This is a genomic window from Bacillus daqingensis (assembly GCF_042654445.1).
GTDB classification, from domain to species: Bacteria; Bacillota; Bacilli; order Bacillales; family Salisediminibacteriaceae; genus Alkalicoccus; species Alkalicoccus luteus.
Genome location: NZ_JBHSGK010000013.1, coordinates 469843 through 484023, shown reverse-complemented (window position 1 = coordinate 484023; position 14181 = coordinate 469843). Strand labels below are relative to the sequence as shown.

The window sequence follows — 14181 nt, the reverse complement described above, 5'->3', positions numbered from 1 at the left end:
GCAGCGGCCCGGGCTTCTTTGCACTATACGACTGGTCCTCCGCGGAGAATGTCAGCTGTTGTAGATGAGAATCGAGTGAAATTTGCTTTGAACTTTGCAGCAAGATCCAGCGCAGCCTGTTCATATTCGTCCAGGCTGTCCCAAACAAGTCTCGGCTGAAGCACTTCAGATGGAACCCCCGGACAGCTGGCCGGCACATCAAGCCCAAAAACAGGATCTGTAATGACAGCCGTACGGGCAAGGTCACCTTTGACAGCTGCATTCACCATAGCACGGGTAAACTTCAAATCCATCCGCCGGCCAGTGCCGCAAGGACCGCCCGTCCATCCCGTATTCACAAGGTAGACGTCCGTACGATGCTTCTTCATACGGTCGCCGAGCATTTCCGCATATGAGGCAGCCTCGCGGGGCAGGAATGGGGCACCGAAGCATGGCGAGAAAACAGGCTGCGGTACGGTGACGCCTCTTTCAGTGCCTGCCAGCTTGCTTGTGTAGCCGGACAAGAAATGATACATCGCCTGCTGAGGTGTCAGACGGCTGATTGGAGGCAGAACACCGGTTGCGTCGGCTGTAAGAAACAAAATCACATCAGGATGACCGCCGGTGCTTGGTAGCTTAGCAGACGGAACAGCTGTCAGCGGATAGGCTGCCCGCGTGTTTTCCGTCAGGGAGCCGTCGTGGAAATCCGGAGAACGATCCTCCTGCAGAACAACGTTTTCCAGCACCGATCCGAACGTAACGGCGTGATAAATCTCAGGCTCTTTCTCACGTTCCAGTCCGATACACTTTGCATAGCACCCGCCCTCAATATTGAAAATACCAGAGTCTGACCAACCGTGTTCATCATCTCCGATCAGAAGCCGGTCCGGGGCGGCAGAGAGAGTCGTTTTTCCAGTACCGGAAAGCCCGAAAAACAAGGCGGTACGGTCCTCATGATCGGCGTTGGCCGAGCAGTGCATCGGCAGCACGTTCAGTTCCGGCAGCAAATAATTCATAACAGAAAAGATCGACTTTTTCATCTCCCCTGCGTACGCGGTTCCGCCTATCAAAATCTTTCTGCGGCTGAATGAAATCATGACGAATACTTCTGACTCCGTGCCGTCTGCATGGGGGTCGGCCTGAAACCCTGGGGCGGATAGGATAGTGAATGGCTCCATGGAAGCTTCGCCCTCTATTTCTTCCGGACGAAGGAACAGCTGCATGGCAAACAACTGATGCCAGGCAAGCTCATTGACGACCGTAATCGGGAGTCTGGCATTCTCATCAGCACCTGCAGCAGCTTCACGGACATAAAGCTCCGGCAGCTCGGCTAAATAAGCAAGCACCTTCTGCTCCAGCTTTTCAAAAATCTCCGGCGTTACCGGACGATTAATATCGTTCCAGTCCACATCTGTTGACGCTGCTTCCTTTACAATAAACCGATCTTTAGGAGACCGTCCCGTAAATTCACCTGTTAAGGCTCGAAATGCACCCGAGCTTGAGAGCATCCCCTCTTCTTTTCTAATGGCAGTTTCCACCAGCGCCGATGCACTAAGCTGTTTTCGTACATTTTTTTGCTTCAAAACGGAAGCAAGCCGGAGATCATCGTAAATCATGCTCATCAATCATCCGCCCCCTTATCTATTAGTATGTCATATATTTTATTTATAACATACTAATTAAGGAAATCAATGGATTTGGAGAGATTTTTACAATCAAATTTGTTTACGTGTACGTACATACCTTTACAGCTGAAGTGGACAGCTTCGAACATAATGGTGACTCCTGATAGCCGGCAGTTGACATTGGGACCGATGTTGGGTATCATTCTCAAAAGCGGATACTCTTATCCCGAGCTGGCGGAGGGACAGGCCCTGCGAAGCCCGGCAACCATCACTTGAGTAAAAAAGGTGAACGGTGCCAACCTGCAGAACACATGAATCGTGTTCTGACCGATAAGAGGTGAAAGGAAACGAGACAGCCTTCTCCTCAACGGAGAAGGTTTTTTGTTTATGTAACCGGACAGCCCTCATCTGTGGGATTGATGGCTGGGAAAATGAGTGCCGTAATATTGTTCGAGGAGGATTCCTACCATGGCAGGAAAAACACGTTTGTTTACATCAGAATCAGTAACGGAAGGTCACCCGGATAAAATCTGTGATCAAATCTCAGACTCTATTCTGGATGAAATTATGACGCACGACCCGAACGCTCGGGTTGCCTGTGAAACTTCTGTTAATACCGGTTTAGTACTCGTTGCAGGTGAAATTACAACGTCTACCTATGTGGACATTCCGCGAGTTGTGCGGGAAACACTGAAGGATATCGGCTATGTACGCGCAAAATACGGCTTTGATTATGAAACATGTGCGGTATTGACGTCCATTGACGAACAGTCAGCTGATATTGCAGCCGGAGTTGACCAGGCACTGGAAGCACGTGAAGGTCAAATGACAGATGAAGAAATTGAATCGATTGGTGCAGGGGACCAAGGGCTGATGTTCGGCTATGCAGATAATCAGACGCCGGAGCTGATGCCGCTGCCGATCTCCCTTTCCCATAAGCTTGCCCGCCGTCTGACAGAGGTGCGGAAGGAACAGATTGTCGATTATCTGCGACCGGACGGGAAAGTACAGGTTACCGTGGAATACGATGAGAATCAGCAGCCTTTACGGGTAGATACGATCGTCATCTCCGCACAGCACCACCCTGAAATTACGCTGGAGCAGATTAAACAGGATTTGACAGAGCACGTCATCAAACCGGTGGTTTCAGCTGAACTGCTTGATGAGGAAACAAAATACTTCATCAATCCGACAGGGCGTTTCGTCATTGGCGGCCCTCAGGGAGATGCAGGCTTGACCGGACGTAAAATCATCGTTGATACGTACGGCGGCTATGCGAGACACGGAGGCGGTGCGTTTTCTGGAAAAGACGCAACGAAGGTTGACCGTTCAGCAGCGTATGCAGCACGCTATGTGGCGAAAAACATCGTCGCTTCCGGACTTGCCGATAAGTGTGAAGTGCAGCTGGCCTATGCGATCGGCGTAGCGCAGCCGGTTTCCATCGCTATCGATACGTTTGATTCCGGAAAAGTATCCGAAGACGTGCTTGTCCAGGTCGTGCGGAACAACTTTGACCTCCGTCCGGCAGGCATTATTAAAATGCTGGATCTGCGCCGTCCAATTTACAAGCAAACTGCTGCCTATGGCCACTTTGGACGTACAGACATTGAACTGCCGTGGGAAAAGACGGATAAAGCAGAAACGCTGGAAGCAGAAGCGATGCAGCTCATCGGAAAATAATGAGCCGCAGAATAAAGGAATCAACGCTGCACCGATATGACGTCGGTGCAGCTTTTTTCTAATGGTGTATGAATTAAACCGCAACAATTTCGCTTGCTTATTGTGAAGACGCAAAAAGTAAAACAATCATAGATTTTCACATAAACTGCCCGTTTTAACGTACCATAAAAAAGGAAATGCGAGGGTTACAAGATACTTTGCAGGCTTACAACCGCTTGGAGCCTGCGGGTTTTCTTAGATGTAATTAGGAGGAATCAATCATGAGGATTGAAGCTGACAAGCGGACAAGAGAATGGCTGCAAAAGCAGGGAGGGACGTGCACGGTAGAAGTTTTTCCGTTTCCGGGAGAGTTCAAAAACAAGCGAATTTTCGTTGATTTTCACTGTATTCCTCAGGAGCCGTCAAAGGAAGATCATTATGCTAAATATGAGGTAGAAGGATGCACCATTTATATTCATCAGGATTTACAGCCAAAACGCGATACGATTAAACTTCATCTATCCGGAAACACAGCGTTTCAGCACTTGGAAGTGAAGGGCTTGAAACGGCTGATGACCGAGAAAACCACCACCGCCTGAAGGAGAGAGCCAGTCATGGAAATCAAATAGAGAGCTGCCGGCCTAATCAATCAGGAAACCGGCAGCTTTTTTGCGTGCGGAAACGGCTTTACGACTGCCGCTTTCGTTTTTCTGAAATTTGTTCGGCACCGAGTCCATAGTTGTCCATGTCGATCTCCTCGATGATCACCACTGTCGAAGCAGGGTTTTTCTGCAGCTTCTCTTCTAGAAGTCCGGTTACCCCCTCGATTAAATCTGCTTTTTGTTCCTTCGTTAACCCGCCGTGTTCCTTCGTTACCTTAATGTTTACATATGGCATCGTTCAATCTCCTCTCTGACTATTTCCCGGGAAATGATGGTAGCGGCTTTCCTGCATCGCTTTGTACGTGCGTCCTTTTTCCACATAACTTTCCCTAATCCGCTTCATTTCTGCCTGATCCTCTTCTGTCAAATCACGGACGACACGTGCAGGTCTTCCAAGTGCAAGCTTACCAGGGGGAATTTCAGTGCCTGGAGTTACGAGACTGCCGGCGCCGATAAAAGCCCCTTCGCGGATGACTGCTCCATCGAGAACGGTGCTTCCCATCCCAATCAGAGCGTTTTTTTCAATTATGCAAGAGTGCAGCATACATTGGTGGCCGACGGTGACGCCTTCATGAATATGCAGCGGCAGCCCTGGACTTTGATGAAGCAGGCTTTGATCCTGGATATTGACGTTTCGTTCGATGATCGTCGGAGCGACATCGCCCCTGATCACTGTATGATACCAAATGCTTGCACCATCATGAATCTTCACATCGCCAGTAATGACTGCGTTTTCGGCAATATAGGCGCCGGCATGAACGTCTGGTGTTTTTCCTTCATAAGGATAATGTATCACGGCTTCCTCTCCTTCCATCATTTTCTTTATCGTACCTTACTTACAGCCGGGATGCACAGCTTCTTTGTTGACGCAGAAGTCAGAAAAAGCGAAGATGAAGAAAATACCAACTGCGGCAGCGACCGTATCAAGGAGTGACAGCAGGAATGTGGACATGGGAAACGGATCAGAATGCGGAAGGAACGGTAGTGATTGTACACGGAGCGGGGGAATATCACCGTCGCTATGATTGGCTGATCCGTCGCTTTAATGATATTGGATTCGATGTGATCATGGGGGATCTTCCCGGACAGGGCACGACACCCGGTCCTCGCGGCCATATTGACAGCTTTCAGGAATATGTGGATACCGTGACAGCATGGATAAAAGAGGCAAAAAGGCGCGAAGGACCGCTGCTTTTATTCGGACACAGTATGGGCGGGCTGATTGCGTCAACTGTTGTGCGTAAACAGTCAGTACCGCGTCCGGACATGCTGCTGTTATCGTCGCCGTGCTTCGGACTCGTGCAGCATCCATCGGTATGGAAGAAAGGAGCGGCGGCTTTGTTGAATCGTACAGCGCCGAAAACAATGTTCCCAAACGGATTGGAACCGGGATCCGGCACGCGCGAAGAAGGAATGCGGGCGAGAGATGAGGGAGATGAACTGCTCGTCAAAAAAGTCAGCGCCCGATGGTATCGGGAACTGCTGAAGGCGATGGAAGAGGCGCACCGGACGACAGGCGTCATGCCGCAGATTCCCGTTTACACCGCTCAAGGCGGAGCAGACCGGATCGTCGACAGGCTGGCAGTAAAGCGCTGGTTTGACAATCTCGATGTATCGGAAAAGCATTGGCGGGAGTGGCCTTCTCTGTATCATGAAGTCATGAATGAGCCGGAGCGGGAGGACGTCTTTGCACATATGGCTGGCTTTATTAAAACGACGCTCAGCCTTTCCGCTGGCGCCGCTTCTCGATCGCGCAAATGAATGGCGGATCGTTTGCCTGATTGATAAATCCGTATTGCAACACTTGATAAGCATGCTGAGGGAGAGACTGCAGAAATGGAAGCAGCTCTCCCTTTTCTGCTTTGCCTTCCTGATGGCCGTGATAGATAACCAGAATGATCCTGCCTCCCGGAAGCAGCTTTTCTAAGAAGAATGAAACAGCCGTAATCGTTGTCTCTGCGGTAGTGGTAACGTCCTTAGGGCCTCCGGGAAGGTAGCCCAGGTTAAACATCACGGCATGTATGCCTTCTTCCCTTACATAGCGAGCCGCATGTTCATGACCATCGTGAATCAATTCTGCCTGAAGCTGTTCCAGCTCCAGCTTATTACGGCAGCTGTCGAGCGCCTGTTTCTGAACATCGAAGCTGTAGACGGTACCCTTCGGCGCGAGTCTGGCGAGAAAGACCGTATCGTGGCCGTTGCCTGTGGTGGCATCAACCGCAATGCCATCTTCAGGGAGGACTTCTGCGGCCAATGTTTTAGCATACTGCAGCACGTTTTCCATTCCTTATGACCTCCCTTCCTGCAAAGGTTTTGCATAGATGCCCTGCCACGTCTGACGGGTGCGAAGCTCTGCATCAATTCCATTTAATGCTGCCCATTTATGCGAACTCCACATCGGGCCGATAAGCAGCTCGGCCGGTCCGTCCCCTGTGAGGCGGTGAATGGAAATAGAACTGCGGATCCGCTCCAGCTGATCACAGACAATTTGAATGTATGCTTCCTGCCCAAGCAGCTGGACCTCGCCCTGTTCAAATTGTTTGACCATTGGCGTTTTTTTCAGCAGGTGGAGCAGGTGAATTTTCATCCCCTGTATGTCCAAGGCGGAGACCGCTTCTGCAGAGCGCACCATCATCTCATGTGTTTCGCCGGGAAGACCGTTAATCAAATGAACACAGACGCGGATCCCGTGCTTACGGAGCTTTCGCACTCCTTCCTGAAAACAGGCAAAGTCATGTGCTCGGTTGATGCGCTCGCCGGTTTCGTCGAACGCACTTTGCAGCCCGAGCTCGACCCACAAATAGGTGCGCTCGTTCAGTTCGGCCAGATACTCGACTACATCGTCTGGAAGACAGTCAGGGCGGGTCGCGATGGAGAGTGCTTTTGTTTCGGGAAGCTTGAGCACGGCCTCGTATTTTTCCTTTAATTCATCCAGCGGTGCGTGCGTATTCGTAAAGGCTTGAAAGTAAGCCATACAGGCGCCACCGCTCCACTTTTGCTCCATGACAGACTTGCGGTCGTAAAATTGGTCGACGAGATCATCTCCGCGCTTTCCGGCAAAATCACCGGAGCCGCGCTGGCTGCAGAACGTACAGCCTCCATAGGCTACGGTGCCATCACGATTCGGACAGTCGAAACCGCCGTCCAGCGTGATTTTCATCACCTTGCGGCCGAAGTGTTCCTGAAGCTGCCTGTTCCACGGGTAATACCGTTTCTCACCAAAATGAGCTGGAACAGAGGAACTTACTGGATGCTGGCCAGCTTGCGGCATACGGTTTCCACCTCTTCTCTTGAAACATCACTGTTCGTCGTAAAGCGGAGTGCCTCCGGCTTATACTGAATGATGCGGATTCCTTCCTGATCCAGCAGCTGAACCCATTCCTCCGCGCTGTATTTGGAGGTATCGGTATCTGCAACTACAATATTCGTCTGTACATTGTGACGGATGGTCAAATCGGTAGACGACTGAATCGCTTCTGCCAAAAGACGGGCGTGCTCATGGTCGTGCTTTAAGAGCGCCCGGTGCTCCTTTAGAGCATGTAGAGCTGGTGCTGCAATCACACCCGCCTGACGCATTCCGCCGCCGAGCATCTTCCGCTTCTTGCGCGCAGTCCTAATAAAGGATGTACTGCCGGCGAGCATGGAACCGACAGGAGCTCCAAGTCCTTTGGACAGACAAAACTGAACGCTGTCCGTAAACGAAGCAATGTGGGCGGCACTCATTCCAGAGGCTTCTGCTGCGTTAAACAGCCTGGCTCCGTCCATATGGACCGGAATACCAGCCTGATCGGCGATTGCCCGGACTTCCTGCAGATACGCTTCTGGCAAATACGTACCGCCTCCGCGGTTATGGGTGTTCTCCAGCCAGATCAGACCGGTTTCCGGGTAATGAATATCATCAGAGCGGACCGACTTTTTCAGCACATCCAAGGCAATTTGACCGCCTTGATGAGGGAGCGTGCGGGATTGAGCACCGGCGAACGCAGAGATCGCTGCCCCTTCATAAATAAATACGTGCGCCTCGTCATCCATCAGCACCTCCTGGCCGGGCACCGTATGGGTCAGCAGAGCGGCCTGGTTCCCCTGTGTGCCGCTCGTTGTAAATAAGGCTGCTTCTTTTCCGAGAAGCTTGGCCGCATAAGATTCCAGTTCATTAACAGTAGGATCTTCTTCATATACGTCATCTCCGACAGCTGCATGGGCCATCAGCTGCCGCATTGTATCGGTTGGTTTTGTAACAGTGTCACTGCGGAGATCGATCATCATTAGTCCGTCACGCCTTTCATCAATGTCTGCCGTAATCTTATCACGGGAAGACGGGATGGAAAAGGTTGCCCGAAGCAGTGGAATAAGCTACCATTTATTTTGGGTGTCTAACGAATAAATAAGAGTGCGGGAGGTGACACGGTGCCAAAAGCAATCTGGATTCTGGTAATCGGCATGGCGATTAACATCACCGGGGCATCTTTTATTTGGCCGCTAAATACGATTTATATGTCTCAGGAGCTCGGGCAATCGCTGACGGTAGCTGGATCTGTGCTGACACTGAATGCGATGGCTGGCGTCACAGGAAATTTGATTGGGGGACGTCTCTTCGATCTGATTGGCGGATTTCGAACGATCATCGCCGGTGTGCTGATTGCCATGACCGCTGCATTTAGTCTGGCCGTGCTGCACACGTCTCTTACGGCTTACATCATCTGTCTTGTCTTTCTCGGATTTGGCGGGGGAATGATGATACCGTGTATGTATGCCTTAGCAGGATCGGTTTGGCCGGAAGGAGGCAGAAGGCCATTTAATGCGATGTACGTGTCACAAAATGTCGGAGTTGCTCTAGGTTCTGCGCTTGGAGGACTGCTGGCAAGCTTCCGGTTCGACTTTGTGTTTTTTGGAAACGGCGTTTTGTACGTTATTTTTCTTATGCTGGCGATCATCTACATAAGGCAGCTGCAGGGAGGCGGACAGGCAGCCTCTGCGTCCAACGTATTTGAACAGGCTGAAAAACTGGAGCACAAGCGGAGGTTCCGTGCGCTTGCTCTTTTATGTGCCGGCTTTCTTATTTGCTGGATTGCCTACGCGCAGTGGGCGTCTACCATCGCTGCTTACACGCAGGATATTGGCATTGCGCTTCCTTATTACAGCCTGCTGTGGACGATAAACGGCGCGATGATTATTTTTTGCCAGCCTCTAATTCGATTTTTTATTCAGCGGTGGGTCCATTCATTAAAAGCGCAGATTTACACTGGGCTGTTTATCTTTATGGGAGCTTTTTTCCTGCTCTCCCAGACAGATGTTTATACTGGGTTTGTAGCGGCAATGATTATCCTGACAATCGGTGAAATGTTCGTCTGGCCAGCGGTTCCCACCATTGCCCATCAGCTTGCACCGGAAGGGAAAGCAGGCTTTTATCAGGGGATTGTTAACAGCATTGCAACCGGCGGGAGATTGATCGGCCCGCTTTTCGGGGGATTGATGGCAGATCTATTCGGAATGCAGGTTTTGTTTCTCGTTATCACCGCGCTGTTTATCATTCCGTTTGTCATGACGGCCGTATTCGATAAAGGCGTTCCGCACATTCGCTTTACCCGCGACAACGCTTGACACACGCGGGAAGTGGTGCATACAATGGTATCGATACACGTCTATAGACAGTGAAGTCTGGAAGGGCATCGGCAGCCTGCTCCACGACCGCCGGCAAGATGGCCCGGAACTCTTTGGCAGGTAGGCGGCAAAAGCAGATTCTGGTACGCTCCTGTCCCGGCATATACCCCGGGATAAGGAGCTTTTTCTTTCCTATTTACATATATTGAATTTACAGGAGGTTGTTTCGTTGGCATTTCAACACCAGGAAATTGAAGCAAAATGGCAAAAGCATTGGGAGGATAACAAGACGTTTAAAACGTCGGAAGATCCGTCCCGTAAAAAGTTTTATGCACTCGACATGTTCCCGTACCCATCTGGCGCCGGACTTCACGTAGGGCATCCGGAAGGTTATACAGCTACGGATATTCTTTCCCGCATGAAGCGGATGCAGGGATATAACGTACTGCATCCGATGGGGTGGGATGCGTTTGGCCTTCCAGCGGAGCAGTATGCGCTCGACACTGGAAAACATCCCCGCTCTTTTACAGAGCAGAACGTAGATACATTCCGCCGCCAGATTAAGGCGCTCGGCTTTTCCTACGACTGGGACCGGGAAATCAATACGACGCACGAATCTTATTATAAATGGACGCAGTGGATTTTTATTCAGCTCTATAACAAAGGGCTCGCTTATGTGGACGAAGTCCCGGTGAACTGGTGCCCTGCGTTAGGAACTGTACTTGCAAATGAGGAAGTTATTGATGGCGTAAGCGAGCGCGGTGGCCATCCCGTCGAGCGCCGGCCTATGAAGCAGTGGATGCTTAAAATTACGGAATACGCGGATCGGCTGCTGGAGGACCTGGAGGAGCTGGACTGGCCGGAATCGATTAAGGATATGCAGCGCAACTGGATCGGCCGCTCAGAAGGAGCCGACGTCGATTTTCGCTTGAAAGGAACTGGCAAGGAAATCACTGTTTTTACAACGAGACCGGATACGCTTTACGGTGCCACCTATCTTGTGTTGGCACCGGAGCACAGTCATGTTGATGAGGTGATGACAGAAGATCAGAAAGAAAAAGTAGAAGCCTACCGCAAAAGCGTGGCGCTGAAAAGTGATTTAGAGCGTACAGAGCTTAATAAAGATAAAACGGGTGTATTTACAGGCGGGTATGCAGAGCATCCGGTTACCGGGGAAGAGGTACCGGTCTGGATTGCCGATTATGTACTGGCAACCTACGGAACAGGAGCGATTATGGCTGTACCGGGCCATGATGAACGTGACTATGAGTTTGCGCAGGAGTTCGGTCTGCCGATCAAGGAAGTGGTGGCCGGCGGTGATTTGTCGAAGGAAGCTTACGCGGGTGACGGAGAGCACGTGAACTCCGACTTCCTTAACGGCCTGAATAATGAAGAAGCTATTACCGCTATGTGCGACTGGCTCGAACAGCATAAAAAAGGCAAGCGTCAGATTACGTACCGTCTGCGCGACTGGCTCTTCAGCCGTCAGCGCTATTGGGGCGAGCCAATCCCGGTCATCCACTGGGAAGACGGCTCCATGACCACCGTGCCTGAAGAGGAGCTTCCGCTGACCCTGCCGGATATGAGCGAATTTAAGCCATCTGGAACCGGGGAGTCTCCGCTTGCAAACAATGAAGCGTGGCTGCACGTGACCGACCCGGAAACCGGGATGAAGGGCCGCCGGGAAACGAATACGATGCCGCAGTGGGCAGGCAGCTGCTGGTACTACCTGCGCTTTATTGATCCGGACAACAGCGAACAGCTGGCCGATCCGCAGAAGCTGAAGCAGTGGCTGCCGGTGGACATTTATATCGGCGGAGCTGAGCACGCTGTGCTGCACCTGCTGTATGCGCGTTTCTGGCACAAGGTGCTTTATGATATCGGAGTTGTGCATACGAAGGAGCCGTTCCAGAAATTGTACAACCAAGGTATGATCCTCGGGGAGAATAATGAGAAGATGAGTAAATCTAAAGGGAATGTGGTGAATCCGGATGTCATCATGGATTCTCACGGGGCAGATACGCTGCGCCTGTATGAGATGTTCATGGGACCGCTGGACGCTTCAATTGCCTGGAGCGAAAACGGACTCGACGGAGCACGCCGCTTCCTCGACCGTGTCTGGAGACTTTTCGTCGACGAGAACCATCTTCGTGACGTTGTGGTTGACGAACAGAGCAGCGAGTCGCTGACGCGCGTGTATCATCAGACGGTCAAAAAAGTGACCGAGGACTTTGAGGCGCTTCGATTTAATACAGGTATCTCCCAGCTGATGGTGTTTGTCAACGAAGCATACAAGCAGGAAAAATTGTCCAGAAGCCACCTGGAAGGCTTCCTCAAACTGCTTTCGCCGGTAGCACCTCACGTCAGTGAAGAGCTTTGGCACAAGCTTGGCCATGATACGACGATTTCGTTCGCTACCTGGCCGGTATATGACGAGAGCTGGCTCACTGAGGATGAAATTGAAATTGTTGTGCAGGTAAACGGCAAAGTCCGTGCCAAGCTGAAGGTTGCAAAGGATGCTTCGAAGGAAGACCTGGAAAAAGCAGCGTTTGACGACGCCCGCATTCAAGAAGAAACAAACGGGAAAACAATTCGCAAAGTGATTGCTGTTCCCGGCAAGCTCGTCAACATTGTGGCAAATTAATAACTAGGATAAAGAGGGCCCTCACCATGCTGTGAGGGCCCTCTTCAGGCTGTTGACAAAGTCAATCAGCTTACATGATTATTCGATTGATGGTGTATCCCCTCTGTTTACCAAGCCTGACGTGGGCTTGCCTTCAGCTATTTCTCAGGGTAACCCCTGTATGAAGGGAAGAAAGGCACGGCTTCACTCGGACACCGGCTTCTTACAAGAAGCCTTCAAGACCCAGTCCGGCTCCGCTCGTGCGTTGATGCCGTTCGCAGGTCTGAACGGCACGGGATCTTCAGGCTGCGCGGATTCCACGGGCACGCCGGACACGAAGGGGAAATGGATTTATTTGATGGAAAAAAATGTCCCGATCGCTGAAGCTGTGGCTTTTTTTCGTGCATACGTTGACGAACTGGCATCCCTATTCGACATCGAAGCGTTGCCTAACTAAAGGTTCCATCCATATGGAACAAGCTCGTGGAAAGCATCACCAGGCGTTTCAATCGGACAGCCAGCTGCCAAATCAGAGGACCTCGACTCCAGGAGGATCAGAACGAGGCGAAGATCCAGCGCTTCTGACGAAAGGAAGAAGCTGTTAGCTGAGCCCGTTCCCTCCGGAAAGCGAGTGTCCGCAGATGCAGGCAGATGCAACGATATTCACCTGAAAAAACGTTATCAACACTCTGAAGAGGGCCCTCTTTAATAGTGATCCGAGCAGTTACAGGGAGGCGGCCGCAGTTTCGGCTGCAGCGGAACCGGCCGTGTAGCCTGTGGAGAAGGCAACTGTTATATTATAGCCGCCAGTATAACCATGCAGATCCATGACTTCGCCGCAGAAGAAGAGACCCTGCTGCAGCTTGGATTCCATTCGTTTTGGATACACCTCTTTCACGCTGACGCCGCCACCGGTTACAAATGCTTTTTCGATGGAAAGCGTGCCATCAGCAGTCAGTGGAAATCGTTTCATGACGGCTGCAAGTTCCCGCAGAATCTCGTGCGATGTTTCAGAGCCGGTAGCAGACGGCTCAGCTCCTGCGAGCAGCATAGCCGGGGGAAGGAGCCGCTCAGGAAGGACACCCTGAAGCGCGTTTTTGACCGCTTTTTTAGGTGCACCTCTGATGATCGTCTGCAGACGCTGCAATACATCCTCCGCTGATTCTTCTGGAAACAGGTCGATCCATAGGGCAACAGAGCGGACATTATGCTTCTTCTTCATTTTAATCACGTACTGGCTGCACCGGAGACCGATTGGACCGGAGATACCGAAATGAGTAAAGATCATGTCTCCCCGATGCGTCTTCATCGGTTTTTTCTTTTTAGGATCAATAACACTCAGCGCCACGTCCCGAAGCGACAGACCTTGCAGCTCTTTCGACCGGATAAAGGAATCGGTCAGCGTGATCGGCACTTCCGTTGGATACAGCTCGGTGATCGTATGTCCTGCTTTACGGGCCCAAGGGTAACCGTCCCCGGTAGAACCGGTATGCGGAACGGACATACCGCCTGCGGCAACGATAACCGCGCCAGCTTCAAGCATCGTACCGTCCGCCGTTTCTACTGATCTCACCCGGCCATCTTCAAAGTGAAGGTCGCGCACTTCTGTTTTCGTGCGGATTTCCACTTTGTGCCGGCGAACGTGGTCCAACAGGGCACGGACGACGTCGATCGCTTTATCGTTAACCGGAAACATGCGGCCGTTGTCTTCTTCCTTCAGTTCGATTCCGAGTGACTCAAAGAAGGCGATAATGTTTTCGTTATTAAAGACCGAGAACGGACTGTACATAAACCGGCCGTTGCCGGGGATATGACGGATCAGTTCTTCTGCGTCCACTCGGTTGGTCACATTGCAGCGCCCGCCTCCGGAAATAGCAAGCTTCCGCCCCAGCTTATTCCCTTTATCGAGCAGCAGCACCCGGGCGCCATGCTCTGCCGCTGCTGCAGAAGCCATAAGGCCAGCCGGACCTCCTCCTATTACAATTACATCGTGCATACATCATGCTCCTTTACGTTCAATCTCAACTGATTG

The 14181-nt window shown here is 51.3% G+C and carries 13 protein-coding genes and 1 riboswitch; of the genes, 6 read left to right on the top strand and 7 right to left on the bottom strand.

Going from position 1 to position 14181, the window contains the following annotated elements:
• Positions 1-23 precede the first annotated feature (23 nt).
• Positions 24-1601, bottom strand: a complete 1578-nt coding sequence (gene pckA, locus ACFO4L_RS13605; RefSeq protein ID WP_377910220.1) for a phosphoenolpyruvate carboxykinase (ATP) — start codon at positions 1599-1601, stop codon at positions 24-26.
• Positions 1602-1822: 221 nt separating this feature from the next.
• A riboswitch (SAM riboswitch) is annotated at positions 1823-1941 on the top strand.
• Positions 1942-2072: 131 nt separating this feature from the next.
• On the opposite strand from pckA, the gene metK reads away from it, so the two are divergent.
• Positions 2073-3284 carry a methionine adenosyltransferase gene (metK, locus tag ACFO4L_RS13600; protein WP_377910218.1) on the top strand — a complete coding sequence of 404 codons (1212 nt, stop codon included), beginning with the start codon at positions 2073-2075 and terminating at the stop codon, positions 3282-3284.
• 260 nt (positions 3285-3544) lie between these two features.
• The gene (locus ACFO4L_RS13595; protein WP_377910217.1) at positions 3545-3862 is read left to right on the top strand and encodes a CC/Se motif family (seleno)protein; all 318 of its coding nucleotides are present in this window, start codon (positions 3545-3547) and stop codon (positions 3860-3862) included.
• Between the two features lie 88 nt (positions 3863-3950).
• Here ACFO4L_RS13595 and ACFO4L_RS13590 read toward each other — a convergent pair whose 3' ends face one another.
• Positions 3951-4160, bottom strand: a complete 210-nt coding sequence (locus tag ACFO4L_RS13590; protein WP_168005214.1) for a tautomerase family protein — start codon at positions 4158-4160, stop codon at positions 3951-3953.
• Positions 4161-4163: 3 nt separating this feature from the next.
• Positions 4164-4721, bottom strand: a complete 558-nt coding sequence (locus ACFO4L_RS13585) for a gamma carbonic anhydrase (RefSeq protein ID WP_377910216.1) — start codon at positions 4719-4721, stop codon at positions 4164-4166.
• A 146-nt stretch (positions 4722-4867) separates the two neighbouring features.
• On the opposite strand from ACFO4L_RS13585, the gene ACFO4L_RS13580 reads away from it, so the two are divergent.
• Positions 4868-5686: an alpha/beta hydrolase gene (locus ACFO4L_RS13580; RefSeq protein ID WP_377910215.1), complete on the top strand. Its 819-nt coding sequence runs from the start codon at positions 4868-4870 to the stop codon at positions 5684-5686.
• On the opposite strand, the gene mnmM is transcribed toward ACFO4L_RS13580, so the two are convergent.
• Genes mnmM through ACFO4L_RS13565 form a run of 3 tightly spaced genes read right to left on the bottom strand, consistent with a single transcriptional unit; the run spans position 5646 to position 8191 of the window.
• Positions 5646-6209 carry a tRNA 5-(aminomethyl)-2-thiouridylate-methyltransferase MnmM gene (mnmM, locus tag ACFO4L_RS13575; protein WP_377910214.1) on the bottom strand — a complete coding sequence of 188 codons (564 nt, stop codon included), beginning with the start codon at positions 6207-6209 and terminating at the stop codon, positions 5646-5648. The two genes, ACFO4L_RS13580 and mnmM, sit on opposite strands and share 41 nt — an antisense overlap.
• A gap of 3 nt (positions 6210-6212) precedes the next feature.
• Positions 6213-7196, bottom strand: a complete 984-nt coding sequence (gene mnmL, locus ACFO4L_RS13570) for a tRNA modification radical SAM protein MnmL/YtqA (RefSeq protein WP_377910213.1) — start codon at positions 7194-7196, stop codon at positions 6213-6215.
• Positions 7169-8191 carry a threonine aldolase family protein gene (locus ACFO4L_RS13565; protein WP_377910212.1) on the bottom strand — a complete coding sequence of 341 codons (1023 nt, stop codon included), beginning with the start codon at positions 8189-8191 and terminating at the stop codon, positions 7169-7171. The genes mnmL and ACFO4L_RS13565 overlap by 28 nt, the downstream gene beginning before the upstream one ends.
• A gap of 141 nt (positions 8192-8332) precedes the next feature.
• On the opposite strand from ACFO4L_RS13565, the gene ACFO4L_RS13560 reads away from it, so the two are divergent.
• From ACFO4L_RS13560 to ACFO4L_RS13550, 3 genes are all read left to right on the top strand, one after another.
• On the top strand, positions 8333-9526 hold the full coding sequence (locus ACFO4L_RS13560; protein ID WP_377910211.1) for an MDR family MFS transporter: 1194 nt from the start codon (positions 8333-8335) through the stop codon (positions 9524-9526).
• A 229-nt stretch (positions 9527-9755) separates the two neighbouring features.
• On the top strand, positions 9756-12170 hold the full coding sequence (gene leuS, locus ACFO4L_RS13555; RefSeq protein WP_377910210.1) for a leucine--tRNA ligase: 2415 nt from the start codon (positions 9756-9758) through the stop codon (positions 12168-12170).
• Positions 12171-12330: 160 nt separating this feature from the next.
• Positions 12331-12606 carry a hypothetical protein gene (locus ACFO4L_RS13550; RefSeq protein WP_377910208.1) on the top strand — a complete coding sequence of 92 codons (276 nt, stop codon included), beginning with the start codon at positions 12331-12333 and terminating at the stop codon, positions 12604-12606.
• A gap of 267 nt (positions 12607-12873) precedes the next feature.
• On the opposite strand, the gene ACFO4L_RS13545 is transcribed toward ACFO4L_RS13550, so the two are convergent.
• Positions 12874-14145, bottom strand: a complete 1272-nt coding sequence (locus tag ACFO4L_RS13545) for a BaiN/RdsA family NAD(P)/FAD-dependent oxidoreductase (RefSeq protein ID WP_377910207.1) — start codon at positions 14143-14145, stop codon at positions 12874-12876.
• Positions 14146-14181 lie beyond the last annotated feature (36 nt).

Bases quoted from the DNA above. Each gene is read 5' to 3' on its own strand.
- mnmL (WP_377910213.1), bottom strand. From the start codon at position 7,196: ATGCCGCAAGCTGGCCAGCATCCAGTAAGTTCCTCTGTTCCAGCTCAT.
- ACFO4L_RS13550 (WP_377910208.1), top strand. From the start codon at position 12,331: ATGAAGGGAAGAAAGGCACGGCTTCACTCGGACACCGGCTTCTTACAA.
- mnmM (WP_377910214.1), bottom strand. From the start codon at position 6,209: ATGGAAAACGTGCTGCAGTATGCTAAAACATTGGCCGCAGAAGTCCTC.
- metK (WP_377910218.1), top strand. From the start codon at position 2,073: ATGGCAGGAAAAACACGTTTGTTTACATCAGAATCAGTAACGGAAGGT.
- ACFO4L_RS13590 (WP_168005214.1), bottom strand. From the start codon at position 4,160: ATGCCATATGTAAACATTAAGGTAACGAAGGAACACGGCGGGTTAACG.
- ACFO4L_RS13545 (WP_377910207.1), bottom strand. From the start codon at position 14,145: ATGCACGATGTAATTGTAATAGGAGGAGGTCCGGCTGGCCTTATGGCT.
- ACFO4L_RS13565 (WP_377910212.1), bottom strand. From the start codon at position 8,191: ATGATGATCGATCTCCGCAGTGACACTGTTACAAAACCAACCGATACA.
- ACFO4L_RS13595 (WP_377910217.1), top strand. From the start codon at position 3,545: ATGAGGATTGAAGCTGACAAGCGGACAAGAGAATGGCTGCAAAAGCAG.
- ACFO4L_RS13580 (WP_377910215.1), top strand. From the start codon at position 4,868: ATGTGGACATGGGAAACGGATCAGAATGCGGAAGGAACGGTAGTGATT.
- pckA (WP_377910220.1), bottom strand. From the start codon at position 1,601: ATGAGCATGATTTACGATGATCTCCGGCTTGCTTCCGTTTTGAAGCAA.